Genomic DNA, 26,733 nt, shown 5'->3' with positions numbered 1-26,733 from the left:
CGGTGCGGGAGCCGGAGCCATCATCTGCGGCGCAGCCGTCGGTTCGAGCTTCTGGGCGCGCTCGGCCAGACGCGCATTGTCAGCGCGCAGGCGAGCGGTCAGTTCGGCCAGCCGGTTGTCCGGCGAAGCCGGGGTGGCGACGGCCGGGGCAGCAGCTGCAGCGGCGGCAGGCGTGCCGGCGTTGCGCGCGATCTGCGACTGGTCGATGCCGGTCGCGACCACGGACACGCGGATGATGCCGTCGAGCGATTCGTCGAAGGTGGCGCCGACGATGATGTTGGCGTCCTGATCGACTTCCTCGCGAATCCGGGTGGCGGCTTCGTCGACCTCGAACAGGGTCAGGTCCTTGCCGCCGGTGATCGAGATCAAGAGGCCGCGCGCACCCTTCATCGAGGAATCGTCGATCAGCGGGTTGGCGATCGCAGCTTCGGCTGCGGTCAGCGCACGCTTCTCGCCGGTCGCCTCGCCGGTGCCCATCATCGCCTTGCCCATTTCCCTCATCACCGCCCTCACGTCGGCGAAGTCGAGGTTGATCAGGCCTTCCTTGACCATCAGGTCGGTGATGCAGGCGACGCCGGAATAGAGCACCTGGTCGGCCATCGCGAAGGCGTCGGCGAAGGTGGTCTTTTCGTTGGCGACCCGGAACAGGTTCTGGTTCGGGATGATCAGCAGCGTGTCGACCACCTTGTGCAGTTCGGCGATGCCGGACTCGGCGGTGCGCATGCGGCGCTGGCCTTCGAAATGGAAGGGCTTGGTGACGACGCCGACGGTGAGGATGCCCATGTCGCGCGCGGTCTTGGCAATGACGGGAGCAGCGCCGGTGCCGGTGCCGCCGCCCATGCCGGCGGTGACGAACACCATGTTCGCGCCCGTGAGATGGTCGCGCAGCTCGTCGATGACTTCCTGCGCCGCCGCCGCGCCGACATCAGGCTGGGACCCCGCGCCGAGGCCCTGCGTCACCTGGGTGCCCATCTGCACGATGCGCTGGGCCTTCGACATGGTCAGCGCCTGCGCGTCGGTGTTGGCGACGACGAAATCGACCCCCTGCAACCCGGCGGTGATCATGTTATTGACGGCATTGCCGCCTGCTCCACCGACGCCGAAGACGGTAATCCGCGGTTTCAGCTCGCTGATGTCAGGGGGTGTCAGATTGAGTGCCATGGTTGCCTCTCTTACGACGCGCGCTTTGGTTCGCCCGGGCCGGCGGCCGCGGGATTTGGTGAAAATCGTTTGGTTACTGGACCGGTCATCAGAAGCCCTCGCGAAGCCATCGTCCGACCTTTCCGAAATAGCCGTCAGTCCCTGTTTTGAGCTGCCGCGTATGCCGCGGTTCGACGTGTTCCAGATGAGCGTATTGCGGATAGACCAGGAGGCCTGCGGGCACCGCGAACGAGGCGCTCTTGGCCTCGTTGGGCAGCCGGCCGAAACCGAGCGGACGGCCGATCCGGACCGGCCGGTTGAGAATACGGGTGGCGAGTTCCACGGTGCCGGTGAGCTGGGAGGCGCCGCCGCTCAACACGACCCGCGCCCTTGGCTCTGCCGCAAAGGGGGAATCCGCGAGCCGGTCCCGGACCATTTCAAAAATCTCCTCGGCGCGATGCCGGACGATGTTGGCAATCGTGGCGCGCGAAACGATCTGCGGCGTATCGTGTTCCTCGCCCGCAGTCGGTACAGACATCAGCTCGCGCGCGTCAGACCCGCCGGTCAGCACGGTGCCATATAACGTCTTGATTCGCTCGGCATCTGCAATGCATGCGCCGACGCCGCGTGCAAGATCCATTGTGACGTGCTGGCCGCCGAGTGCAAAACCGCTGGCATGCACGAAACGGCCGCCGGAATACGTCGCGATCGTGGTCGAACCTGCGCCCATTTCGACCACAGCGGCGCCGAGATCGGCTTCGTCGTCGGTCAATACGGAAAGACCTGCGACATAAGGACTCGCCGCCATGGCCTCGACGTTCAGATGGCAGCGCTCGACCACCAGCATCAGATTGCGGGCAACGGTGGCATCCACCGTCACCACCTGCATGTCGACGCCGAACTGCCGGGCCACCATGCCGCGGGGATCACGGATGCCCTTGACGCCGTCGAGCGCGTAGCCGACGGGGAGTGCGTGCAGCACCGTGCGGCCCTCGCCGGTGGCGTGGCGCATGCCGGTGGACGTCACGCGGGTGACATCTTCAGCGGAGACCGCGCCGCCCCTGATATCGGCGGCTGCTTCAACAAGCTGGCCCTGCAGCCGGCCACCGGAAACCGACAGCAATACCGATTCGACGCGGACCTTGGCCATCCGCTCGGCCAGCGCCACCGCCTGGCGCACCGCCTGCTCGCATTCGGCGAGATCGACCACCGCGCCGGCCTTGACGCCGCGCGACTGGATCTGGCTGTAGCCGATCAATTCCACCGCATGGCTGCGCCCGCGCAGCGCCTCGCTCGGCGGCGACGGCTTCAGCCGCGCGATCATGCAGGCGATCTTGCTGGTGCCAATATCGAGCGAAGCCACCAGCGCCGTGCGCTTGTGGTCGACGGGCCGCGTCTTCGGGGTCTGGTTGCGATCGAGGCCGGTCATGCTGAATCACCCGGCTTCTTCTTGGTCGGCTTTTTCTCCTTGAACAGCTCTTCGCGGGCCTTCGCCGCGTCTTCCGACAATTGCACCGTGAGCCTGTCCGGCAGGCGCATGTCGACGGCGACGATGTCGCGCGAGAACAGCCGGTCTTCCTTGTCGAGCTTGCTGAGGGTAGCCAGCGCATTGCCGACGTCGTTTTCCGGCAGGCGGATGTCGAGGCCGTCCTTCAGCCGCAAATTCCAGCGCCGCTCGCCGACCAGGATCGCGGCCTTGGTGACGCTGCGGACCTGCGGGTAGCGGTCGAGCAGCGCGAGGAAATCGCGGGCCTTGAGGTCGGCGCCCTTGCCCACCACCAGCGGCAGCGTCACGAAGCGGCGCGACACGTAGGGCTCCAGCACCGCGCCGTCCTCGGAGATCACGGCGAGCCGGCCGCCCTGCTGCCACAGCGCGAACGCCGAGCGCTCGACGAGGTCGATCTGCAACTGGCCGGGATAGAGCTTCAGGATAGTCGCATCTGATATCCACGGATTGGCCTTGAGCTTGTCGCGCAGGGTGGCGGCGTCGAGGAACAGCAGCGACGAGCGGCCATTGACGCCGCCGATCGCGAGTACCTCGTCCTGGCTCAATTGCTTGCGGCCGTTGATGACGACTTCGGTAATGCGGAATCCGGCCGAGTTGGCCAGCGCGTTGCGGGTGTCGCTGAGCGCGGTCGTGAATGCGTCGAGGTGACCGCCCTTGACGATGCCAAAGCCGGCACTGCCGAGCAGCATCAGGACGGTCAAGGCCACGCCCAGGCGATTCGGCAGATAGCGCTCGACCAGACGGACCAGGCGATTCGACGGCTCGCGATCAATCACGGGTTTGGCCGGGATACGGGCGCGGGCACGACGGCCCAGCCACTCGCGCAGCAGCACGGCCGCTCCAATAGCGGCTGCTTTCAGGTCAGCCTGGGGCCCCACCGATCTCACCGACCGCGTGAGGCGTCCTGCACCATCCATTGCACGAGCCTGTCCAAGTGTTGTTCCCGCAAGCTTTTTTGCGGGCCTTCGCGAGTATTGGCTCAGATGACGTCTCGGCCGTGCCGGACCTAAGTGCTGACCTGACGTCGGAACAGCGCACACCCCGGCAGCCAAGCGCCACATGCGCCGCCAGCGTTAACCTTCGGACTTACTGGTAAACAAAGTGTAAAAACGTGGGGGTGCGGGTACGTTTTGATACGTCTTTTGAGTAGTTTGCCGCTCAACTGTTAGGATTTTGAAACAATTTTAGGGGTCGCCCCCGGGTTCCCCGTTAACTCCCGGCCAGGCCGGTCAAGCCCGGCCGCGGCTGCGCCGTTCGGCCAGGGCGATCTGATCGCGCAAGAAATCCGGAAATTCGATCCCCTGGGCCTTCAGCGCCTTCGGATAGAGCGAGGCCGCCGTCAGGCCCGGCAGGGTATTGGTTTCCAGATAGACCAGCCCCTTCTCCGAGACGATGAAGTCGGTCCGGGAATAGCCGGTGCAGGACAGCGCCTTGTGCGCGCGGAGCGCCTGATCCTGCAGTTGGGCGGTGATTTCAGGCGAGAAGCGGCCCGGGCAGATCTCCTGAGTCGATTTCAGAAGATATTTCGCCGTGTAATCGAAGGCGCCCTCCCCCGGAACGATCTCGATCGGCGGCAGCGACATGATCGTCCCATCCGATTGCTCCAGCACGCCGCAGGTGGCTTCCACCCCCGCGATGTACGCCTCGATCAGATATTCTTCAGTCTTGGCAGCGTTGCGGACCGCGACGAGGTCCTGCTTGGCGTTGACGAAGATCAGGCCGTAGCTCGAACCGTCGCGCGCCGGTTTTGCGATCAGCCTGCCGTAATCGGCAAACGCCGCATCAAGGTTTTCCAGGTCAACGCCGGGCGGCGTTGCGACGCCTGCGATCGCCGCAAACCGTTTCGCCGCGGTCTTGTCGAAGGCAAGATTCGACGACGCCGACCCGGAGCCAGTGAAGGGAATGCCGCGGATCTCGCACATCGCCTGCAGTTCGCCGTTCTCGGCCCGGCCGCCGTGCAGCCCGAGCACCAGCACGCGATCCTCGGCCTTCGCCTTGTCCAGCGCCGCCTCAAGCGCGATGCCGCGGTTGCCCGGATTGAACTCATCCTCGAAGGGACGCGAATGCCCGAGCAGCGTCTTCGAGTCGACCTCATGAACGGTATCCGCCACGTGCCAGAACCAGAGATCGGCTTCCGGCAAGGCGCGGTGCAGCGCCTGCGCACTCGCCACCGAAACCAGGCGCTCTTTATTGGTGCCGCCGAAGAGAATGGTCGTCCGCATCAGCTCTGCTCGATCCCGATCCGCTTGATTTCCCAGTGCAGTTCGATTCCAGAATTCGCTTTAACCCGCTCGCGCACAGTTTCGCCCAGCGTTTCAATATCATGGCCGGTGGCGTTGCCGGTGTTGATGAGGAAATTGCAGTGCATTTCCGAGACCTGCGCCCCGCCGACACGCAGGCCCCGGCAGCCGGCGGCGTCGATCAGCTTCCAGGCGCTGTTGCCGGGCGGATTCTTGAAGGTCGAGCCCCCGGTCTTTTCGCGAATCGGCTGAGCGGTTTCGCGGTGATTCTGCACCTCGTTCATCCGCGCGCGAATGGTCTCAGTGTCGGTGATCTTCCCGCGGAAACGCGCGGAGGTGAAAATGATCGACGGGTCGACGCCGCTGTTGCGATAGACGAACTTCATGTCGGCATTGGAGAAGACGTGCCTGGTGCCGTCGCGGCCGATGCCGACGGCGTCGAGCAGCACGTCCTTGGTCTCGCTGCCATTGGCGCCGGCATTCATCCGCAGCGCGCCGCCGATGGTGCCGGGAATGCCGAAGAAGAATTCCATGCCGCCGATGTTGGCGCTTGCCGCGGTTTCCGCCACGCGCTTGTCGAGCGCGGCCGTGCCGGCGCTGACGATGTCGCCCTCCGCTCTGGTCTCGCCGAACGCCCGCGGCGACAGGCGGATCACCACGCCTTCCATGCCGCCGTCGCGCACGATCAGGTTGGAGCCGACGCCGACGACATAGACCGGCAACTCGTTCGGAAGCAGCTTCAGGAAGTAGGCGAGATCGTCTTCATCCGCCGGCGTAAACAGCACCTGCGCCGGCCCGCCGACGCGAAACCAGGTCAACTCGGCGAGCGACTGATTCGCGAGCAGCCGCCCGCGCAGTTGCGGCATCGCGGCTTTCAGGTCAGGCGTGATGTCGGGAAATGCCACTGTTACCCCAACGTCTTCAATTCGCCGGGCAACGCGTAGGCCCATTGCGTGATGTTGCCGGCGCCGAGACACACGACGAGGTCGCCGGGGCCTGCGAGGCCGTGAACGATTTTTGCCAGTTCCGCCGAACCCGGCAGCGGGATCACCTCGCGATGGCCGTGGGCGCGCAAGCCCGTGACGAAATGGTCGCGGTCGATGCCTTCGATCGGCGCTTCGCCGGCCGGATAAACCTCGGCGACAACGACCGCATCGGCGTCGTTGAAACAGGTGCAGAATTCCTCGAACAGCGACTGCAGCCGGGTATAGCGGTGCGGCTGCACCACGGCGACGACCTTGCCGTTGGTGGATTCACGTGCCGCTTTAAGAACGGCCGCGATCTCGACCGGGTGATGGCCGTAATCGTCGATCACGGTGACGCCGTTCCACTCGCCGGTCCGGGTGAAGCGCCGCTTGACGCCGCCGAAGCCGGCGATCGCCTTCCGGATCGCGTCGTCGGACATGCCGAGCTCGTGCGCCACGGCAATCGCCGCCGTCGCGTTCGAAGCGTTGTGGCGCCCCGGCATCGGCAGCGTGATATCAGCGATCTCGTGCGTGGCGTCGGTCTTGCGGTTGCGGAACACCACCTTGAATGTCGAACCGCCGCCCATTGGGGTGAGATCCACCAGCCGCACGTCAGCCTGCGGGTTCTCGCCATAGGTGATGATGCGGCGGTCCTCGATCTTGCCGACCAGGCTCTGCACCACGGGATGATCGGTGCACATCACCGCAAAGCCGTAGAACGGCACGTTCTCGACGAAATTGCGGAACGCATCCTGGATCGCCTCGAATGTCTTGAAGTGATCGAGATGTTCGGGATCGATGTTGGTGACGATCACGACATCGGACGGCAGCTTCAGGAAGGTGCCGTCGCTTTCGTCCGCCTCGACCACCATCCAGTCGCCGGCCCCGAGCCGCGCGTTGGAGCCGTAGGCATTGATGATGCCGCCGTTGATGACGGTCGGATCGAGACCGCCGGCATCGAGCAGGGTCGCGACCATCGTGGTCGTCGTGGTCTTGCCGTGGGTGCCGGCGATCGCGACACAGCTTTTCAGCCGCATCAGTTCAGCCAGCATTTCGGCGCGGCGCACCACCGGAATACGCTGGGCCCGTGCCGCCATCAATTCGGGATTGTCGCGCTTTATCGCGGTCGAGACCACGACCACGTCGGCGCCGTCGACGTTCTCGGCCTTGTGGCCGACCGAGACCTTGACGCCCTTCTCCCGCAGCCGCGCGACATTGCCGCTTTCGGAGGCGTCCGAGCCCTGCACGGTGTAGCCGAGATTGACCAGCACCTCGGCGATGCCGCTCATGCCGATGCCGCCGATCCCGACGAAGTGAATGGGTCCGATCTCGCGCGGCAGTCTCATGGGTATGTCCTTGGCCGTCATCGCCCGCCTTGTGGGCAATTGCGCACAGAAAGGGGCGATCCACTATTCCGCGAAGCCGAGGTTCAAATCAGCCGCGCAGAGTACTGGATGCCCCGCTTTCGAAGGCGCTGACAAGGGGCAATTTTGCGGACAACCGCCTAGATTCCGGCGGTTTTCATCACCAGATCGGCCAGCCGCTCGGCGGCGTCGAGGCGGCCGACCTGGCGGGCGGCGGTGGCCATCGTGGTCAGCCGTGCCGGCTCGGCGGCAAAGGCGGAGATTTCGGCCGCGAGCCGGTCGGGCGTGAATTCGGCCTGGGGGATCCGGACGGCGCCCTCCACCTTGGCCAGCACGCCGGCATTGGCGAACTGATCCTGGTCGATCGCGCCCGGCAGCGGCACCAGGATCGAGGGCCGGCCGATCGCGGCGAGTTCCGCCACGGTGCCGGCGCCGGAACGCGAGACCACGAGATGGCTGGACGCCAGCCGCGCCGGCAAATCAGAAAAGAACGGCGCAAGTTCGGCCTTGATCTTGAGCCGGTCATAGATCGCACGCACCCGCGCCATGTCTTCCTCGCGCACCTGCTGGGTCAGGACCAGGCGGCCCCACAGCACCGGCTCGAGCCGTTCGACCGCTGGCGGCACGATGTCGCTCATCACCCGCGCGCCCTGGCTGCCGCCGACCACCAGCAGGCGCAGCGGCCCGTTCGGTTCAGGTGACGCAAACGGCTCCGCGGCGGCGGCAAGGATCGCGGGACGCATCGGCGTGCCGACCGTCGTGGCTTTTCCTGCAAGCGAGGGATCGCGATCGAGCACGCCGGGCAAGGAGGTCGCGATCGCGTTGACGCGGCCGGCGAGAAAGCGGTTGGCGCGGCCGAGCACGGCATTGGCGTCGTGAATGACGCTGGGCACGCCGAGCAGCCGCGCGGCGATCAGGGGCGGCAGCGTCGGATAGCCGCCGAAGCCGACCACCGCCGCGGGCTTCAGCCGGCGCACGAGGTTGATTGCGACGCCCGTTCCGTAGCCGAGCGTGATGACGGTGCGCGCCAGCGACAGCGGATTACGGCCGCGCACGGTCTCGCTCGGGACCACGTCGATATTGTCCCGCGCGAACAGGCCGCTGTAGCGCAATGCACGGGCATCGGTGGCAAGCCGCACGCGCAAACCCCGCTTGATGAGCTCAACGCCGAGTGCTTCGGCCGGAAACAGATGGCCGCCGGTGCCGCCGGCGGCCAGCAGAATGAGAGGCGTGTTGTCCATGGCTTCAAATAGCCGACGCCGCGGCGCTAGTCACGCCCTCAAGCGTATCCGCGCGCCACGCCGGCCGCATTCATCGATTCCACCTCGGTGCGCGGGCGCTGCCGCGTCAGTGCCAGCATCATGCCTACGCCAAAGGCCAGCGAGATGATCGAGGAGCCGCCATAGGAGATGAAGGGCAGCGTCATGCCCTTGGCCGGGATCAGTTGCAGGTTCACGGCCATGTTGATCGCGGCCTGCACGCCGAACAGGATCGCTAAGCCCGACGCCGCAAAGCGCGAGAACATGTCCTCGCTGGCATAGGCGCGCGTCAGCGTGCGGATCACGATGAAGGCGAACAGCCCGACCAGCGCCAGGCAGAGGATGATGCCGAATTCTTCGGCGGCCACCGCGAACACGAAATCGGTATGGCTGTCCGGCAGGCTGCGTTTGGCAATGCCCTCGCCCGGCCCGAGCCCGAACCAGCCGCCGTTCCAGAACGCTTCCATCGCCATGTCGACCTGAAACGTGTCGCCGGAGGCCGGGTTCATGAACCGCTTGATGCGGCCAGCGACGTGCGGAACCAAGAGATAGGCGCTGAACAATCCGGCCGCCGCGGCGCCGGCAAGGCCGGCCACCCAGATCATCCGCATGCCGGCGATGAAGAACAGCGCGCCCCACACCATCAGGATCAGCATGGTCTGGCCGAAATCCGGCTCCATCACCAGGAGCGACACCAGCGTCAACAGCAGCACCATCGCCATCGAGGTCGCCGGCATTTCCGGCCGCCTGGTCGATTCCGCAAACAGCCACGCCGCCATCACCACAAATGCCGGCTTGGCGGATTCGGAAGCCTGGATATTGACGCCGAGCAGCGTGATCCAGCGCCGCGATCCCTTTACTTCCGCCCCGAAGACAAGCGTCGCCACGATGAGGATGATGCTCACCACGAACACCAGCAGCGCGAGACGGCGGATCTGCTTGGGCGACAGGAACGACACCCCGATCAGCACCAGCAGGGACGGCAGCAGGAACAGCATGTGCCGGCTGAAGAAGTGGAAGGGATCGAGCCCGATCCGGGTCGCCACCGGCGGGCTCGCCGCCAGCGACAGGATCACGCCGCCCAGCATCAGCGCCATGATCGCGCCGAGCAGCAGCTTATCCACGGTCCACCACCAGTCCGAAAACGGGGTGCGTTGGTCACGGTGGAGCATGGGCGTCCCCAAAATGGCATAGGTAACGCCCATTGGTGGAGCAGGATGGTTTATGGGGAGTTAATGAAGAGCGTAACTTTTGAGAGATCGGGCGCGCCTTCGTAGGATGGGTAGAGCGCAGCGAAACCCATCGTCGTTTGCGGCCACCATCACTGATGGGTTTCGCTGCGCCCTACCCATCCTACGGTCTGAGTCAAAGACAGGATCGTGTGGATCAGTACGTGGGACGGTACATCGAGATGGGCGGCAGAAACGAGCACGTGATCTGGCTTCGGACGATAGCCCTGAAACTGCACGTCCAGCCGAAACGGATTCTGCCAATGCTTCACCGGCTCGCGAAGCTGCAGAATGACGCCATCGATGCCGCTGTTGGCAATCCTGGCGCACTGCACCGACGACCAGGGCACCGACAGGCCGGAGCGATAGTCGCGCAGGCCATCGGCGGTGATCTCGAGGGCGGGACCATTCCGCGCGGCGTCCCGGAAGCAGGTCAGCGCCGCGACCGTGCAGCCCACGCCCCACCGCACGGCTAAGATCAGCATTGGCACGAGCACAAGGAGGAGGAGAACCTCCCAGATCGACATGCCCACGTTCACCGCGCGACGCCAAAATACAAATACCGGCATGCCAATGAGCACGCCGCACAAAAGGGCGAACATGCCGCCTGCAAGGAAGAACAACCCGAGCAAGCAATTCTTGAGCTCCGCCGACCGCGCGACGATCGGCAGCGACACGACGACGGATGGAGCGGCCGGATTTTTCAACGCGAGTTCGCTGGGGATTACGACCGTCTCGATTGCAGGCTCGCTTTCGCTCAAATCCCTTCTCCCCTGTCCGCAACAACGCGCGCTACAATATGCACCGTACAGGATGGGTGGAGCGACTTGCCCGCCGTAGCTCAACGAGCGAAGGCGGAATCGATCCCCTTCAATTGCGGTCGCCAGGATGATGGGTTTCGCTGCGCTCTACACATCCTACGGCAAACCTACTTTATTTCCGTCTTCGCCGTGATTAGCTCTTTGCCTTCCACAGTCGTGATCGTCAGCCGCACCTGCTCGCCGCTGCCGCCGGCAGGAATCGGTGTAGAAATACGGTTTCCGCTTTTTGGGTCCGCCGTCACGGCGTCGTCGAACAATGACGCGTCGCCGCGTTTCAACGTCACGCGCAACGATGTGGCCGGTTCGATACTGAAGAACTGGAGATTCACATTGGAAGCCGCTGCCGAGAAATTGATCAGGATATTCTCGTTCGCATGCGTTACATTGCTCATGCCGACGGTCGGGCTATAGGTTTCCGGAATCGATATCTCGCCGCGCGAGGGAAGCGTAGCGCGGTGGAAGAACTGGTCTGACACGCCCGCCCACAATTCGACGTAGGGCCGCGCTTCATTCGGGTCGTTGCGCGCGTCGGTCTCATTCGTGAACGACGGATATCCCCACGTCCACATCTTCAGGCCCCGAGTGACGCTGTTGTCGGCGATGCGGATGATCCCCTCCTCGTTGTCGTGGTTGATCACGCCCCAAAAATTGCCGCCCTGCATGTCGGGCGCCGCGTAGGCGATGCCCATCGTCGGCCAGTTCTTGAAGTAGCGCAATTTTTCGAAACGGCTACTGCCCGCGCCTGCGCTTTCGTCGCCATCGGACAGATTCTTCGACCAGGCGGGCGTGCTATAGGCCGCTATCGGCGCGATGATTTCGGCGCCGCCGGTCGTCCTGGGATTGTTCGGATCCGATCCCGGCGCGAGCGTCGTGCACGTCCAGTACTCGTAGTCGACCGTATTGGCTTGCGGGTTTTTCAGCACCACGCGTGTATCGAGCGCGGCGCGATCGGCTTTCAGCGTGACATAGTAAGTCGCTTCGATGCCCGTCGAACCCTTGAGGAACTGTTTTGGCGCCGCGGAATACGCGATATCATCCTTCAGCGACATCGACACGGTCACTTCACCGGCGCTCTCCTTCACCACCTTGAAGTTCCACGGCTTCAGCCACGCCTTGCCGTGCTCGGCATCCGGGAACGTCGGGAAGATGCCGCCATACACCATCAGCCAGTCGTAATAAAAATTGCCGGCGTTCATCCCGTAAGGCACGCCCACTTCCGTGCGATAAAGTTGTTCGTGGCCGGTCGGCTTGTAAATGATGGAAAGAATGCGCCCGCCAAATTCGGGGACGAGCGTCACCCTCAGATAACGATTCTCGAGCACATGGCTCTTGAACGTTCGATCGACGATAGTGTTCTTGTCGAGCGAGCCATTGACGAATCCATTCTCTGCGGAGGTCACGTACTTGACGGTGCTCCACGTGATCGTCGACTCGCTCAAGGACACTCCGTCCGACGCTAGCGTCGCATCTACGACAGCATTAAATGCCAGGGTCGCCGAGAGCGCACCAAACGTGAAACGAACAAAGGTGCGTGAGAGAGCATGAGTTGCCATTTGCGACGCCCTCGAAATGAAGAAGGATGCAGGATGGGTAGAGCGAAGCGAAACCCATCAATCCGGTCCCGCAGCGATGGGTTTCGCTGCACTCGACCCATCCTACGCGATCCTCAATATCACACCACCGGCTTCACACCCGGCATCGCCGTGACCAGATCGCGGAACGCGGCGCCGCGGATTTCGAAATTGCGGTACTGGTCGAACGAGGCACAGGCGGGCGACAGCAAGACCACCGGATCGAAAATCCCCGACGCATCCGCGTCGCGCGCCGCGCTCGCCACCGCGACATCGAGCGTCTCAGATATCTCGTGCGGCACGCGCTCGCCCAATGTACCCGCAAATTCCTGCGCGGCCTCGCCGATCAGATAGGCCTTGCGGATGCGCGGGAAATATTCGGTGAGACTTGTGATGCCGCCCTGCTTCGGCTTGCCGCCGGCGATCCAGAAGATATCGGCAAACGACGACAGCGCGTGCGCGGCGGCGTCGGCGTTGGTGCCCTTGGAGTCGTTGACGAACAGGACGTTGCCGCGGCGGCCGACCTGCTCCATGCGGTGCGCGAGGCCGGGAAAGCTGCGCAGGCCGTCTTGCAGCGTGTCGGTCGAGATGCCCATCGCCAGCGCACAAGCCGACGCACACGCCGCGTTCTGCGCATTGTGCAGGCCGCGCAACGAACCGATGCCGCCCAGCCGCGCGACCTCGCGGCGGGCGCCGCCGGAGGCCTGCACGATGGTTTCGCGCTCGACATAGACGCCGTCGGGTAGCGGGTTCTTCACGGAGATGCGCACCACGCGCTTGCCGGTCTGGTCGAGCCGGTCGGCGATGTTGCGGCACCAGCCGTCATCGACACCGACGATGGACGTGCCCTGCGGCTGCACGCCGGCGACGAGCCGCGCCTTCACGGCGGCGTAATGCTCCAGCGTGCCGTGGCGGTCGATATGGTCTTCGCTGACATTGAGCAGAATGCCGACGGACGGATCGAGCGAGGGCGCGAGGTCGATCTGGTAGGACGACATCTCGACCACATGCACCCGCCCCATCCGCGGCGGCTCCAGCGACAGGATCGCGGTGCCGATATTGCCGCCCATCTGGGTGTCGTAGCCGGCGACCTTCATCAGATGCGCAATCAGCGCCGTGGTGGTCGATTTGCCGTTGGTGCCGGTGATGGCGACGAACGGCGCGTCCGGCGCGTGGCGGCGGCGCTCGCGGCAGAACAATTCGACGTCGCCGATCACCTCGACGCCGGCCTGACGGGCCATCAGCACCGACCAATGAGGCGCCGGATGCGTCAGCGGCGCGCCGGGGGTGAGGATCAGCGCCGAGAAATTCGACCACGACACCGTGCGCAGATCGGCCGTGGTGAAGCCGGCCTGCGCCGCCTTGGCGACATTGTCGGCGCTGTCGTCGGCCGCGATCACTTCGGCGCCGCCGGCCTTCAGCGCATGGCAGCACGCAAGGCCGGAACCGCCGAGGCCGAACACGGCGACCGTCTTGCCTGCGAATGACGTGACGGGGATCATCGCGTACGGCTCACCGCAGCTTCAGCGTGGAGAGGCCGGCAAGCGCCAGCATCACCGAGATGATCCAGAACCGGATCACGATCTGCGGCTCGGTCCAGCCCTTCTGCTCGAAATGATGGTGCAGCGGCGCCATCCGGAACACGCGTTTGCCGGTCAGCTTGAACGAGGCCACCTGCACGATCACGGAGACGGCTTCCAGCACAAACAGGCCGCCAATCACGGCCAGCACGATCTCGTGCTTCACCGCGACCGCGGTCGCGCCGAGCATGCCGCCGAGCGCGAGCGAGCCGGTATCGCCCATGAAGATCGAGGCCGGCGGCGCGTTGAACCAGAGGAACCCGAGGCCGGCGCCAAGCACCGCGCCGCACAGCACGGCAAGCTCGCCGGTGCCGGCGACATACCGGATCTGCAGATAGTCGGAGAAGACGGCATTACCGGTCAGATACGAGATCATGCCGAAGCTGGCGGCGGCGATCATGACCGGCACGATGGCAAGCCCGTCGAGGCCGTCGGTCAGGTTCACCGCATTGCCGGCGCCGACGATGACGAAGGCGCCGAAGATCACGAAGAACCAGCCGAAATTGATCACCACGTCCTTCAGGAAGGGAATCGCAAGCGAGGTCGATGTGACATCGCGGCCAAGCCGAACCAGCGCGTAGCAGGCGACAAGCGCAATGATGCCCTCGATCAGAAGCCGCAGCTTGCCGGCAAAACCGCTGTGCGACTGCTTCGTGACCTTCAGATAGTCGTCGTAGAAACCGACGAAGCCGAAGCCGAGCGTCACCGCCAGCACGATCCAGACATAGGGGTTGAGCGGGTTGGCCCACAGCAGCGTCGAGACCACCAGGCCCGAGAGGATCATCAGCCCGCCCATCGTCGGCGTGCCCTTCTTGGAGATCAGGTGGGATGCCGGGCCGTCGGTGCGGATCGGCTGGCCCTTGCCTTGCCGGAGCCGCAGATGATCGATGATCCAGGGGCCGAACAGGAACACGAACAGTGCCCCCGTCACCATCGCCCCGCCGGTGCGGAAGGTGATGTAGCGAAATACGTTCAGCGCGCCGCGGAAGATGCCAAAACCGGGAACGGTGTTGGAAAGTTCGATCAGCCAGTAAAACATTCAAAAGGCCCTATCACGCGGCTTGGTTGCGCCGTCTTTGGCGGGAAGCGCTTTGGCAACGCCTTGATAATCGTTTTCATCCTCAAACCAAGCAAATCTTGGTCATGCCTGGGGTATTGACGAATCACGTCTCGCGGAAAAGGCGGGCCGCCTGATACGGCCAGTCTACGCCTTTGCCTGCAGCGCGGCCAGCAGCCTCGGCACAAACTTGTTCACCCAGAACATCTTTTTGCTGCCCTTGACCACCACCACGTCCCCGTCCCGCAGCAATGCGGCGATTTGTTGGGGATCGAGCGTGGCCGGATCTTCATGCCAGCCGAGCGCCCGCTCCGCCGGAACGAGATCGTACAAATGGCGCATCAAGGGGCCGACGCAGTAGACGCCGTCGATATCAGGCAGGTCCGCCGCGAGCTTCACGTGATAGGCGGGCGCGTCAGCACCCAATTCCAGCATGTCGCCGAGAATGGCGATGCGTCGACCTGATTTCACCGGCCGCGCCTTCAGGCTGCCGAGCGCGGCCACCATGCTGGCCGGATTGCCGTTGAAACTGTCGTCGATCACCGTGACGCCATGGGCCGCCTGTTCCACACCGCGGCCGGTCATGATGCCGACATGGCCGAGTTCTTTCGCCAGCGCCGCCGGATCGAGCCCGGCGGCATGGATCGACGCCAGCGCAGCGAGCGCATTCTGCAGGCGATGCGGCGCGCCCGGCGTCAGGCCGAATTCGATTTGCTCGCCATTCACCTGAGCGGCGACGTTCCAGCTCTCGCCCTCGGGCGTGTGCTTCAGTTCCCGCACCTCGGAGGCTGCACCGAAGCGAACGACCTTGCCGTTCCATTCCGGCGCCGCGACATCGTCAGGCAACACCAGCACGCCGTCTTTCGGCAGGCCCTGCGCGATGCTCACCTTCTCGCGCCGGATCGCCTCCAGGCTGCCGAGCTTTTCCAGATGTACCGGCTGCACGTTCACGACCAGCGCGACCGTCGGCTTCGTCAATTCGCTCAGCCGCGCGATTTCGCCGGTCTGGTTCATGCCCATCTCGACGACCCAGACGCTCGCGCCCGGGCTCGCATTGCACAGCGTCAGCGGCACGCCCCAGAAATTGTTGAAGCTGCTCGGGCTGGCATAGGCGTTCGGATACGCGGCGAGGAATTCCTTGGTGCTGGTCTTGCCCGCGCTGCCGGTCAGGCCGATCACCGGCCCGGCAAAGCGCGCCCGCGCGGCGCGTGCGAGCGTCCAAAGCCCGTCAATCAACGTATCCTTCACGACCAGTTGAGGAACGCTCACGCCGGCAATTCGATGCGGAACGATCATCGCCACCGCGCCGGCCGCCTCCGCCTTGTCGGCGAATTCCCAGCCGTCGCGTGCGCTGGCAAAACTCGAAATGAAACCGCCACTCGGCGTGCCGCTCAGCGCCACGAACAGGCATCCCGGTTTCACCAGCCGGCTGTCCTGCGTGACGAAATCGATCGGCGTGCCCGGGAATTCGCCAGGAAGCCCCAGCGCGCGCGCAACTTCGGCAACCGTCCACAACGCGCTCATACTACCCTCGCTGCGAGCGCGGCCGCCACCGCCTCATGATCACTGAACGGCAAGACCTTGTCGCCGACGATCTGGCCGGTCTCATGGCCCTTGCCGGCGATCAACAGCGCATCGCCGGGCTGCAGCGCCGCGATCCCCGCCCTGATCGCCTCGGTGCGATCGCCGATATCGGTTGCGCCCTTCGTCGCCGCCAGGATGGCCGCGCGGATCGCAGCCGGATTTTCGCTGCGCGGATTGTCGTCGGTGACGATGACCTGATCGGCATTCTCGGCCGCGATCGCGCCCATGATCGGGCGTTTTCCGGCGTCGCGATCGCCGCCGGCGCCGAAGATGACGATCAGCTTGCGTTTCGCATAAGGCCGCAGCGCCTGCAGCGACTTCGCCAGCGCGTCCGGCTTGTGCGCGTAATCGACGAAAATCGGCGCGCCATTGTGTTCACCGACCCACTCCAGCCGCCCCTTGGCGCCTTCGAGATGTTTGAGCGCGGCGAACACCGCTGAGGGATCGCTGCCGGTGCCGATCGCGAGCCCCGCAGCCACCAGCGCATTCTCGATCTGGAATTCGCCGACCAGCGGCAGCCTGATCGTGTAATTCCGCCCGCGATGCTCCAGCGCGAGGTTCTGCGCAAATCCCTCGACGCTGGCACCGACGAGGCGGATCCCTTCGCCGTCACCATCGGCATTGCCGCCGACGGCGACGATGCGCAAGCCCCGCGCCTGCGCCGCCTCGATCACTTGCGGCGAGCAAGCATGATCGGCCGAAATCACGGCCGCGCCGTCAGGCGCGATCAGGTCGCGGAACAGCCGCAGCTTGGCAGCAAGGTAATGCGCCTCGTCGGGATGGTAGTCCATATGGTCGCGCGACAGGTTGGTGAAGCCGCCGGCGGCGACGCGCACGCCGTCGAGCCGGAACTGGTCGAGCCCGTGCGAGGATCCCTCGAAGGCCAGATGCGTGACGCCGTCACCGGTTATCTCGTCGAGCTGCCTGTGCAGCGCGATCGGATCCGGCGTCGTCAGCGAGCCGTAGACGGTGCGTTTTGGCGACACCAGACCGATGGTGCCGATGCTGGCGGAAGCGTGGCCCAGCCGCTCCCAGATCTGCCGCGTGAACGCCGCCACCGAAGTCTTGCCGCTGGTGCCGGTCACCGCCGCAATGGTCGCGGGCTGCCGCGGATAGAACTTTGCCGCCGCCAGTGCCAGCGCGCGGCGGGGATTTGCGGCGACGACGAACGGCACGCGGAGGTCCGGCGGCGCATGGTCGCCGGCTACCGCGACCGCACCTGCCGCGATTGCCGCATCGATGAAGCGCGCGCCGTCGGTCTTGCTGCCGGAGAGCGCAAAAAACAAATCGCCCGGCTTCACCGCACGGCTGTCGACCGCGAGGCCCTTCACATCGACAGCTTCCGCCTGCGGCTCGATCGCCGCGTCATCGCTGAAGAGGTCGCGAAGTTTCATGGTGTTCCAGTCCGGCCCGGCGCAGCACTGCGCTTGTGGCTACGCCTTACTGGGTTGTCCTCGATGCCGCAAGAATAAGGCGGTCGGACGGCGGCAGGTCGAACCGCGGCTCGACACCCAGCAGCGGGCCGATGCGGGCAATCACCTTGCCGCCGGTCGGCACCGCGTTCCAGCCCGAGGTGATGAAGCCATAGGTTTCCGGCAATGCCTTTGGCTCGTCCAGCATGACCAGGAGCTGATACTGCGGGTTGTCGGCCGGGATGATCGCCGTGAAGGAGTTGAGCACCTGTTTCTTGGAATAGCGGCCGTTGACCACCTTTTCCGAGGTGCCGGTCTTGCCGCCGATATAGTAGCCCTTGACGTCGGCCTTCTTGGCGGTTCCGATCTCGGCGTTCAGCCGCATCAGATAGCGCATCTTGTCGGAGGTTTCGGTCCGCAGCACCTTCTTGGCGATGGCCCTCGCCTCCTCTTCCGACCGCTTGAGGAAGGTTGGGGGAATCAGGAAGCCGCCATTGATGCAGGCGTTGATGCCCATCACCGCCTGCAGCGGCGCCACCGCGATGCCGTGACCGAAGGACGCCGTGATCGTGTTGAGCTCGGTCCAGCGCTTCGGCACGATCGGGGAAGCGCTTTCCGGCAGTTCGGTGCGCAGCCGATCCATCTGGCCGAGCTTTTTCAGGAATGCCTTGTGCGCCTCGACGCCTTGCGACAACGCGATCTTGGCTGCACCGACGTTGGACGAGAAGGTGAACACTTCCGCCAGCGTGATGTTGCGGCCGACCGGATGGGTGTCGTGAATGGTGAACTTGCCGAACTTCAGCGCGCCACGCCCGTCATAGAGCGTGTTGAGGTTGGCCTTGCCGGAATCCAGCGCCATCGCCAGCGTCAGCGCCTTGAAGGTCGAGCCCATTTCGAACACGCCGGTGGTCAGGCGGTTGATGCGGTCGGGATCGTGCGCTTCCTTCGGATTGTTCGGATCGAAATCCGGCAGCGATACCAGGGCGACGATCTCGCCGGTCCTGACGTTGGAGACGAGGCCGGAGGCCGCCTTGGCCTTGTATTTTTCCTTCGCCTTCAGGAGTTCGTCGCGCAGCGCGTGTTCGACGCGCAGGTCGATCGACAGTTCCACCGGCTTCTGCAGGCGATCGGTGGCGAAGCCGGCGCGGTGCAGGTCGGCCAGACCGTTATTGTCCAGCCACTTCTCCATCCCGGCGATGCCCTGGTTGTCGATGTTGACGAGGCCGATCAGATGCGCGACCGACGCGCCGGTCGGGTAGACGCGCTTGTTTTCACGCAGGAAACCGATGCCGGGAATGCCGAGCTTGTGGATGTCATGCTGCTGCTTCGGCGAAATCTCGCGCTTCAGCCAGACAAAGCCCTTGCGCGACGACAGGCGCGCGCGCGCCTCCGCGGTATCGAGGTCCGGCAGCGCGGCGGTCAAGAGTTCGATCGCCTCGTCCTTGTCGATGATACGGCGCGGCTCGCCGAACAGGCTCGGCGCCTTGACGTCGGTCGCCAGCACCTCGCCGTTGCGATCGACGATGTCGGGCCGCGCGGTCGCAATCGCGTCCTGCGAGCCGGCGCGGCGCGCGCCGTGGCCGTCGGCGCCGACCGCGAACATGACAAGACGTCCGGCCAGCACCGCATAAACCGCCGCGAACAGCAGGATCGCAAGGCCGACACGCGCCCGCGCCTTGGCGGCGCGATCGACATTGCGCCCGTAAAGCAGGCTGCGGATCAGCCGCTGCCGCCACGGCTCGGCGAGCTTTCTCGTCGTATGGGTCAGCGCCCGGCCGGTCATTGCTGATCTCCCGGTGCGGGCACGGAGCCGGTCGTGGATGGCGCCTCGGCCGTAGCCTCGATGGTGTTGATCATCGCGCCGATCGGATCGGGCGCGCCGGGCCGCGCAAAGGCCGGCGGCCGTTCCGGCAAATTCTTCAACTGGTCATATTGCGTGGCGACCAGCGGCTTCAGCCCGAGATGGCGCTCGGCCAATCCCTGCAGCCGCAACGGCGCATCGAGCTTGGCCCATTCCGCGCGCAGCGCCGCGATGGCGTCGCGCTGCTCGCGAATTTCCGCATTCAGCCGCAGCACGCGCTCGACGCGCGAGGTCGATTCCATCTTGATCCGGTAGACATAGGCCGCCGCGAACACCAGCACGCCGATGACGAGGAAGTGGATGATCCGCATCGGTCAGCCTCCCCTCATCACGTCGACGAGAACAGGCCATGCGGGCAAGCGATCAGCCGCATGCGCGGGCGCGGCGGTGCGCTCAGCCGCCCGCAGCTTGGCGGACCGCGCGCGCGGATTGGCGGCCACTTCGGCGTCCGTTGGCGTCACCGGACGCTTGGTCAGGATCTGAAAGCTCGGCGCCGCCTGTGCCACTTCGGGCAAATGGCGCGAGCCGCCACCGGTCTTGCCGCGTGCGTTGAAGAAATCCTTGACGATGCGGTCTTCCAGCGAATGGAACGACACCACCACCAGCCGCCCGCCGGGCTTCAGCACGCGTTCGGCCGCGGAAAGCGCCAGGTGCAGTTCGTCGAGTTCGGCGTTGACGAAGATCCGCAAGCCCTGGAACGTGCGCGTCGCCGGATGAATCTCGTTCGGCTTGGAGCGCACCACTCGGCCTACGATATCGGCCAGCGCCTGCGTGGTCGTGATCGGCGCCTCTTTTCGCGCCGCCACGATGGCCCGCGCAACGGCGCGCGAGTGACGTTCTTCGCCGAAGATGTAGATGATCTTGGCGAGATCGGCCTCCGAGGCCTTCGCCACGACATCCGCCGCCGTCGGTCCGTCATGGCCCATCCGCATGTCGAGCGGGCCGCCGAGCCGGAACGAGAAGCCGCGCTCGGCCTGATCGAGCTGCATCGAGGAAACGCCGACGTCCATCACGACGCCGTCCACTGCGGCCGCCCCCTGGCCTGCGCAGACTTCCGCCAGGTTGGAGAACCGATCCTCGACCAGGGTCAGCCGCCCCTCGGACTCTTCCACCAGATCGAACCCGCCGGTAATCGCTGACCGGTCGCGGTCGATGCCGATGACCTGTGTTCCCGCCACAGCGAGGACGGCGCGGCTGTAACCGCCGGCGCCGAAGGTGGCGTCGACATAGACGCCGCCATCCCTGGGATTGAGCATCTCGACCGCCTCGCGGCCGAGCACCGAGATATGGCGCGGCGCAGCCGAAATCATGCGCCGTCCCCTGGCGTTTTCCAGTCTGCGATATGAAAACTGGACGCGAACCGGCCCATTGCGCCTCGAATCTCTGCGCTTCGCCGGGCTTTTCCGACCATAAGGCCGCGCCCCCGCGCGACTGCCGCTTCTCGCCCGGCCTCGCACCCGCTCATTTCCAGACGGAATTTGCTGGGTTGCCATGGCATTTCGAGCGTGAAACAGGGCCTCGGCCGTCCCCAACCCGGTTCGGCTCTTCACCACTTAGTAACGGCACTTAGCGTTAAGAAAGCGTTGATGATCCCCGACGGGTTTTGCGTGTTTTCCATAGCGTTTTCGAGCGAAGCGGGTACCGGTTCGCGTGAAGAAAACGCGTCAAAACAACAATCTAGAGCTTCGGTTCTGATACAATCAGAACCGAAGCTCCAAGCGGTGGAAAATGGTGATGCGCCTCGCACACATCTGGTCAAAAAGCGTGTGGAACTCGGCCGACCGATTGCGCCCGTCTAACGTAAATGAATAGTAAATGATATTGCCGCTCGAACACGATGTTGCCGCCCTGCCGCCCCGTTTGGGTTTAAAAAATGACTACTGGTTCGTTCGCATCTGCTGGTAATGATTCGAGGCGTCAACGCGCCCTTCCCGTGCCCAGGGCCAACGCCGACATGAAGACCTTTACCCCCGATTCCTCAATCGCTTCCGACGTCATCCCCTCGCCGAACCACGGCGACCGCAACAACGGCCGCGTCGCCGACATGATCCTGCTGCACTACACCGGCATGCCGGATGTGGAAGGCGCGATCGCCCAGCTCTGCACCCCCGGCACCGACGTCTCGGCGCATTACATCGTGCTCGAGGACGGCCGCATCGTGCAGTCCGTGCCGGAGGCCAAGCGCGCCTGGCATGCCGGCGTCTCCTCCTGGGCCGGCGAGGACGACATCAATTCCTGCTCGATCGGCGTCGAGATCATCAATCGCGGGCATGACTGGGGCTATCCGGATTTCCCGTCACGCCAGATCGCCGCCGTGATCGCGCTGTGCCGCGGCATCATGCTCCGACGCAAGATCGCTGCGCATCGCGTGCTCGCGCATTCCGACGTCGCTCCCGCGCGCAAGAAGGACCCCGGCGAAAAATTCCCGTGGCACTTGCTGGCCAATTCCGGCGTCGGCCATTGGGTACAGCCGGCGCCGATCGTGCGCGGCGAAACGCTCAAGCTCGGCTTGATCAGCGACGACGTCGCCAACATGCAGGCGGCGCTCGCCAAATACGGCTACAACGTCCCGATCCACGGCAAGTTCGACGGCCCGACCATGGAGGTGGTCACCGCTTTCCAGCGCCACTTCCGCCCCGCGCGCGTCGACGGCATCGCCGACCACTCGACCATGAGCACGCTGCACGCGCTGCTGGCGAGCCTGCCGGCGGACGCGATGACGACGGTAACCGCAGCGAAGTAGTTAGCTCCTCCGATCTTTAACCTCTCGTCATGACCGGGCTTGTCCCGGCCATGCACGTCCCCGCGGCGACGGTGTTAACCATCCGTTAACCATAGCTTTTCATGATGCTGCTCGTGTGTCTGTGTGTGCGTGTGTTCGCGACGGGGTTTGAATTATGGCGCAGCGTAATTTCAGAGCGTCAGCTGGAGAGGACGAGAACGTCCTGAACTTTCCCCCAGCGTCGGCACCCGACAAGGGAGCAACAGCCCTCGATATGGTTTATCAAGCGGCCGCTGTCTTCCGCAGTATGGAAGAGCATGCTCGCGAGACCGAAGCCCACGCCCAATCGCTTTGCAGCAGCGCCTTGGAAAGATTGCAGCTGGCCGAAATGCGAGCTGAGGCCGCCGAGCGGGCGCAACGTGAACTCATCATCACCGCCGAACATAAGCTGCAATATGCGTGCAAAGCACTAGAACAGGCCCGGTCGTGTATTGAAGCCCAAAAGGATAAGCTGACGGCTGTACAACTTCGTGCCGAAGTGGCTGAAGCCGAAGCGCGACAAGCCAAGGAAGCGCTCGCGCTTGTGGAAGAGGCCATTCGCAAGCGTCTGCTTTGCGCAAACCCAGATGTCGATAGTAGGTTGACAGCAGTAGCTTGATACATTGCGACCGTCTTTGGCTCAAGCCGAAGAGGAAGACGGGGATGCCCGGGACAAGCCCGGGTATGACGGTTACGAATCCATCTCCGCAATCCGCAGCGCATAGTACCGTCGCAACGGCTCAAGCTGCGTTGACGCCGTTGCCGCCAGATAGGCTTCGCGCGCCGCGTCGCGCCGATTCAAACGTCGTAACAAATCAGCGCGCACGGCCGGCAGCAATTCATAGCCTTTCAGTCCTCCCCGCGCCTCCAGCGCATCGACCAGGTCGAGCGCGCGCGCCGGCCCGTCGACCATCGCTAGCGCAGCGGCGTGGTTGAGTTCGATTACTGGCGATGGGCTGATCCGCAGCAGCACTTCATAGAGACCGGCGATCTGTGGCCAGTCGGCATCTTCATAACTGGTCGCACGTGCATGCAGCGCGGCGATCGCCGCCTGCACCGCGTAAGGCTGCGGCCGCCCCGGGATCCGCAACGCGTCCTCCACCAGCATCAAGCCCTCGGCGATCTGTCGCTGGTCCCACAGGCTGCGGTCCTGCTCTTCCAGCAGCACGATGTCGCCACCGGCGGTCTGGCGGGCGGCGCGGCGGGCATCGTGCAACAGCATCAGGGCCAATAGTCCCTTGATCTCGCCACGCGCGGGCATCAGCGCATCGAGCAATCGCGCCAGCCGGATCGCCTCGCGCGCCAGATCCGGCCGCATCAGTTCCTCGCCGGAAGTTGCGGCGTAGCCTTCGGTGAAAACGAGATAGATCACCGCAAGCACACCGCGCAGGCGCGGCTCCAGCGCTTCGCGTTCCGGGACCTCATAGGGAATGCCGGCGAGACGGATCTTCTGCTTGGCGCGCAGCAGGCGCTGCGCCATCGCCTCTTCGCTTGCGAGAAATGCGCGCGCGATCTCGGCCGTGGTGAGGCCGCACACCGTTCGCAGCGTCAGCGCTACCTGCACTTCGGCGGCAAAGGAAGGGTGACAGCACGTAAAAATCAGCCGCAACATGTCATCGTCGAAACCGCCGTCGGACGGCTCGCACGGCCCGGACGCATCCAGCAACAACTCATGCATCAATTCCTGCTGCTTGCCGCGAAACGCGATGTTGCGCCTGACACGATCGACCGCCTTGTTGCGGCCGACATTGACAAGCCACGCACGCGGACTGGTCGGCACGCCAGCGACGGGCCAACGTTCCAGCGCCGCAGCAAACGCATCCTGCAAGACATCCTCGGCCAAATCAAAATCGCCGACGAGGCGGATGAGCGTAGACAGCGCCCGCCCCGCCTCGTCGCGGAATATTTTTTCGATCTCGCCTGGTGTCATGCCATCGCTGGATGTCAATCATACACCATGATAGGCCTGACCTCGATCGAACCAACCTTGGCCGTGGGAATTCTGGCGGCAATGCCCAGCGCCTCATCGAGATCCTTGGCCTCGACCAGATAATAGCCGCCGAGCTGTTCGCGCGTCTCTGCAAACGGACCGTCGGTCGTCAGAATCTTGCCGTCGCGAACCCGCACGGTGGTTGCCGTCGTTGACGGCTGCAAGCCGTCACCGGCCTTGAAATGGCCGCTCTGGATGATGGACTGGGTGAACGCACCATATTCCCCCGTCAACTTCTTGCGGTCGTCCGCGGTCATGCGGTCGTATTCCGCATCACTCCGGTAGATCAACAACAAATACTGCATCTCAAATTCTCCTCTTGATCGGCTGGATCGCCGACATCCAGTCGAACGGGCTCCCCACAAAACGACATCGCCAGGATAATTTATTTTGGGCCGGGCGGGATCGCCCTGAATCCGCGCGGGAAGCGAGCCTTCAGGAGCGCCCGCCAGCCCCGGCGAGCCGCCGCTTCAATTCCCTCATCTCCTCAAAGCGCTTGGTCACATCGCGCATGACAGCCACGGTGCCCGTGACCTCCTGCGCCTCGTTTCGCAGCAGCACGATGGTGAATTCGACCGAGATTCGGCGGCCGTCCCTGGCAAGGCCCGGCACCGACAGCAGATCGCCGTGGCCGTACCGGCTCGTCCCGGTTTCAATCGTATGGCGAAAGCCCGCCCAATGCCGCGCGCGCAGATTTTCGGGAATGATCAGATCGAGCGACTGGCCGATGGCGTCGTCGGCGGTGAAGCCGAATATCCGCTCCGCGCCGGGATTCCAGAACGTGATGCGGCCCTCGTGATCGGTTGCAATGATCGCGTCGGAAGCGCTTTGCAGCAGGGCTTCACCAAGACCGGGAGGAATTTTCATCGCGGCTCATCTCATATCGATGAAGCCGCTATCAAATGCCCCTATCTTGCTCATGTCAAAATGAGGCGCCCGGAACCCGATTAACCATCGCTTTCCCTTGACGGAGGCCATCGAAGTCCCCATTCGTAAGCCGTCAGTCGGCCGGACGGCCGCTCCCGCTATGGTCGAAAGGCTGCGGGGGAGGAAAGTCCGGGCTCCATCGACATACGGTGCCGGATAACGTCCGGCGGGGGCAACCCCAGGGAAAGTGCCACAGAGAACGAACCGCCAGCCTTTGCCTTTCGGGGCTTCGGCGGGCAAGGGTGAAAAGGTGCGGTAAGAGCGCACCGCGTATCCGGCAACGGAAACGGCATGGCAAACCACACCGGGAGCAAAACCGAATAGGGACGGCAACGCGGTAAGTTCGCCGCAAGGCGATAACACCGCAGGGCGATGTCAGGCCCGCCGTCCGGGTAGGTTGCTCGAGGCCATGCGCAAGCATGGTCCCAGAGGAATGGCCGTCACGTACCGTTCGAAAGAACGGTGCCCTACAGAACCCGGCTTACAGGCTGGCTGATATCTGATGAACGAGGGGCTCGGCGAAACACGCCGGGCCCCTCACCATTTTCAGGACCGTAGCCCGCATCTCAATCGCGTCCCGCCTCCGCAATCGCCTGCGCCAGCCGCGCCGGGTTGCTGAAGAACATCTCATGGCTGCCGTCGCATTCGACCAGGCGGAACAGGCCGAGCCGCTCCGACAATCGCGGATGCCATGGCAGGCCGTGCGGCAAGGCGATGTCCTGCCGGCAATTGACGTAGGATTTGCCGACCGGCAGTTCCGCCAGCGGACGCTTCAGCGCGATTTTGTCGGTGAAGGTCTTGTATGGATGCAGGTTGAGCTTGGCGTAAGCGGACTTCGCCAGTTCGAGATCGGCGTCGTTGATGAAGGCATCCCGCCAGATTTCGAACGGCAGCATCACAGCGCCATTGTTGGCGGCGGCCACCGCATCGAACAGGCCGACATAGTGCGGCGGCACCATGTCGTTGAGGCACTCCCCGTCCAGCGGCACGAAGGCGTTGACGTAGACGAGCCGCTTGATTCGATCCGTCAGACGGTCGGCGACGCCCGAGATCACCATCCCGCCGTAGGAGTGGCCGACCAATCTGACGTCGCGCAGATTGTTCGCCTCGATGTAGGCGACGATCGAGGAGATCGCCTGCTCCAGCCCCGTTGTGCTGCGGTCGTCATTGCTGTTGTTGCCGGCGATCGTCGGGCAATGCACGACGTGGCCGCTCTTTCGTAAGTAGTCGGCCACCGCTTCCATCTCGGCGCCGGTGTGCCAGGCGCCGTGAACCAGTACGTAGGTGTCTGCCATTGCCGTCTCCCCTGATTTTGGAACCAGACATTGATAGGGACGACTTTGCCCGGATGGCCGGATTCGGCCACCGCCATCGCCGGATTACGCCAGACCGCTAAAGCGTGATGACTTTTCTTCGAATCGTCATCCCGCTCTANTTGTTTGAGCATGATCTCCGCGCAAACGCG

The 26,733-nt window shown here is 64.2% G+C and carries 23 protein-coding genes and 1 other RNA gene; 3 read left to right on the top strand and 21 right to left on the bottom strand.

Annotation, left to right across the window (positions count from 1 at the left end; all coding sequences use genetic code 11):
• The 17 genes from ftsZ to rsmH form a co-directional block, all read right to left on the bottom strand.
• On the bottom strand, positions 1-1,161 hold a 1,161-nt coding region (ftsZ, locus tag CQ14_RS03395), incomplete at its 3' end, for a cell division protein FtsZ (RefSeq protein WP_063800292.1).
• 88 nt (positions 1,162-1,249) lie between these two features.
• A complete protein-coding gene (gene ftsA, locus CQ14_RS03390; protein ID WP_057856531.1) occupies positions 1,250-2,569 on the bottom strand; it encodes a cell division protein FtsA in 1,320 nt (439 codons plus the stop codon).
• Positions 2,566-3,564, bottom strand: a complete 999-nt coding sequence (locus CQ14_RS03385) for a cell division protein FtsQ/DivIB (protein ID WP_057856530.1) — start codon at positions 3,562-3,564, stop codon at positions 2,566-2,568. Before CQ14_RS03385 ends, ftsA begins: the two co-directional genes overlap by 4 nt.
• A 312-nt stretch (positions 3,565-3,876) precedes the next feature.
• On the bottom strand, positions 3,877-4,869 hold the full coding sequence (locus CQ14_RS03380) for a D-alanine--D-alanine ligase family protein (protein WP_057856529.1): 993 nt from the start codon (positions 4,867-4,869) through the stop codon (positions 3,877-3,879).
• A complete protein-coding gene (gene murB / locus CQ14_RS03375; RefSeq protein ID WP_057856528.1) occupies positions 4,869-5,792 on the bottom strand; it encodes a UDP-N-acetylmuramate dehydrogenase in 924 nt (307 codons plus the stop codon). The genes CQ14_RS03380 and murB overlap by 1 nt, the downstream gene beginning before the upstream one ends.
• A gap of 2 nt (positions 5,793-5,794) precedes the next feature.
• Positions 5,795-7,198, bottom strand: coding sequence for a UDP-N-acetylmuramate--L-alanine ligase (murC, locus tag CQ14_RS03370; RefSeq protein ID WP_057856535.1), 1,404 nt, complete (start codon positions 7,196-7,198; stop codon positions 5,795-5,797).
• A 158-nt stretch (positions 7,199-7,356) separates the two neighbouring features.
• Positions 7,357-8,457, bottom strand: a complete 1,101-nt coding sequence (murG, locus tag CQ14_RS03365) for an undecaprenyldiphospho-muramoylpentapeptide beta-N-acetylglucosaminyltransferase (RefSeq protein WP_057856527.1) — start codon at positions 8,455-8,457, stop codon at positions 7,357-7,359.
• 38 nt (positions 8,458-8,495) lie between these two features.
• Positions 8,496-9,647, bottom strand: coding sequence for a putative lipid II flippase FtsW (gene ftsW, locus CQ14_RS03360; protein ID WP_057856526.1), 1,152 nt, complete (start codon positions 9,645-9,647; stop codon positions 8,496-8,498).
• A gap of 149 nt (positions 9,648-9,796) precedes the next feature.
• Positions 9,797-10,465 (bottom strand): hypothetical protein, encoded by a 669-nt coding sequence (locus CQ14_RS03355; protein WP_057856525.1) that lies wholly within the window; start codon positions 10,463-10,465, stop codon positions 9,797-9,799.
• 167 nt (positions 10,466-10,632) lie between these two features.
• Positions 10,633-12,078: a DUF5107 domain-containing protein gene (locus tag CQ14_RS03350; protein WP_082649687.1), complete on the bottom strand. Its 1,446-nt coding sequence runs from the start codon at positions 12,076-12,078 to the stop codon at positions 10,633-10,635.
• Positions 12,079-12,197: 119 nt separating this feature from the next.
• Positions 12,198-13,598: a UDP-N-acetylmuramoyl-L-alanine--D-glutamate ligase gene (gene murD / locus CQ14_RS03345; protein WP_057856523.1), complete on the bottom strand. Its 1,401-nt coding sequence runs from the start codon at positions 13,596-13,598 to the stop codon at positions 12,198-12,200.
• Positions 13,599-13,608: 10 nt separating this feature from the next.
• Entirely contained in the window at positions 13,609-14,715 is a 1,107-nt protein-coding gene (gene mraY, locus CQ14_RS03340; protein WP_057856522.1) for a phospho-N-acetylmuramoyl-pentapeptide-transferase, read from the bottom strand.
• 165 nt (positions 14,716-14,880) lie between these two features.
• The gene (locus tag CQ14_RS03335) at positions 14,881-16,257 is read right to left on the bottom strand and encodes a UDP-N-acetylmuramoyl-tripeptide--D-alanyl-D-alanine ligase (protein ID WP_057856521.1); all 1,377 of its coding nucleotides are present in this window, start codon (positions 16,255-16,257) and stop codon (positions 14,881-14,883) included.
• Positions 16,254-17,711 (bottom strand): UDP-N-acetylmuramoyl-L-alanyl-D-glutamate--2,6-diaminopimelate ligase, encoded by a 1,458-nt coding sequence (locus tag CQ14_RS03330; protein WP_057856520.1) that lies wholly within the window; start codon positions 17,709-17,711, stop codon positions 16,254-16,256. Before CQ14_RS03330 ends, CQ14_RS03335 begins: the two co-directional genes overlap by 4 nt.
• Positions 17,712-17,757: 46 nt before the next feature.
• Positions 17,758-19,512 carry a peptidoglycan D,D-transpeptidase FtsI family protein gene (locus CQ14_RS03325; protein WP_057856519.1) on the bottom strand — a complete coding sequence of 585 codons (1,755 nt, stop codon included), beginning with the start codon at positions 19,510-19,512 and terminating at the stop codon, positions 17,758-17,760.
• A complete protein-coding gene (gene ftsL, locus CQ14_RS03320) occupies positions 19,509-19,901 on the bottom strand; it encodes a cell division protein FtsL (protein ID WP_057856518.1) in 393 nt (130 codons plus the stop codon). The genes CQ14_RS03325 and ftsL overlap by 4 nt, the downstream gene beginning before the upstream one ends.
• 3 nt (positions 19,902-19,904) lie before the next feature.
• Positions 19,905-20,900 carry a 16S rRNA (cytosine(1402)-N(4))-methyltransferase RsmH gene (rsmH, locus tag CQ14_RS03315; protein ID WP_057856517.1) on the bottom strand — a complete coding sequence of 332 codons (996 nt, stop codon included), beginning with the start codon at positions 20,898-20,900 and terminating at the stop codon, positions 19,905-19,907.
• A gap of 644 nt (positions 20,901-21,544) precedes the next feature.
• Between rsmH and CQ14_RS03310 the strand changes: the two genes are divergently transcribed.
• Together CQ14_RS03310 and CQ14_RS03305 are read left to right on the top strand one after the other, a co-directional pair.
• Positions 21,545-22,333 (top strand): N-acetylmuramoyl-L-alanine amidase, encoded by a 789-nt coding sequence (locus tag CQ14_RS03310; protein ID WP_057856516.1) that lies wholly within the window; start codon positions 21,545-21,547, stop codon positions 22,331-22,333.
• Between the two features lie 154 nt (positions 22,334-22,487).
• Positions 22,488-22,970 carry a nucleotide exchange factor GrpE gene (locus CQ14_RS03305; RefSeq protein ID WP_057856515.1) on the top strand — a complete coding sequence of 161 codons (483 nt, stop codon included), beginning with the start codon at positions 22,488-22,490 and terminating at the stop codon, positions 22,968-22,970.
• Positions 22,971-23,042: 72 nt separating this feature from the next.
• On the opposite strand, the gene CQ14_RS03300 is transcribed toward CQ14_RS03305, so the two are convergent.
• From CQ14_RS03300 to CQ14_RS03290, 3 genes are all read right to left on the bottom strand, one after another.
• Entirely contained in the window at positions 23,043-24,281 is a 1,239-nt protein-coding gene (locus CQ14_RS03300) for an RNA polymerase sigma factor (protein WP_057856514.1), read from the bottom strand.
• Between the two features lie 14 nt (positions 24,282-24,295).
• Positions 24,296-24,646, bottom strand: a complete 351-nt coding sequence (locus CQ14_RS03295; protein ID WP_057856513.1) for a YciI family protein — start codon at positions 24,644-24,646, stop codon at positions 24,296-24,298.
• Positions 24,647-24,776: 130 nt separating this feature from the next.
• Complete coding sequence (locus CQ14_RS03290; protein ID WP_057856512.1) at positions 24,777-25,208, bottom strand: PAS domain S-box protein; 432 nt, start codon at positions 25,206-25,208, stop codon at positions 24,777-24,779.
• Positions 25,209-25,341: 133 nt separating this feature from the next.
• Here CQ14_RS03290 and rnpB point away from each other — a divergent pair.
• Positions 25,342-25,768: RNase P RNA component class A (rnpB, locus tag CQ14_RS03400), an RNA gene on the top strand.
• A gap of 66 nt (positions 25,769-25,834) precedes the next feature.
• Here rnpB and CQ14_RS03285 read toward each other — a convergent pair.
• On the bottom strand, positions 25,835-26,563 hold the full coding sequence (locus CQ14_RS03285; RefSeq protein ID WP_057856511.1) for an alpha/beta hydrolase: 729 nt from the start codon (positions 26,561-26,563) through the stop codon (positions 25,835-25,837).
• Positions 26,564-26,733: the final 170 nt, after the last annotated feature.

Source organism: Bradyrhizobium lablabi (assembly GCF_001440475.1).
GTDB classification, from domain to species: Bacteria; Pseudomonadota; Alphaproteobacteria; order Rhizobiales; family Xanthobacteraceae; genus Bradyrhizobium; species Bradyrhizobium lablabi.
Note: the sequence above shows the minus strand (reverse complement) of the source record. Positions and strands in the feature narration are given on the sequence as shown.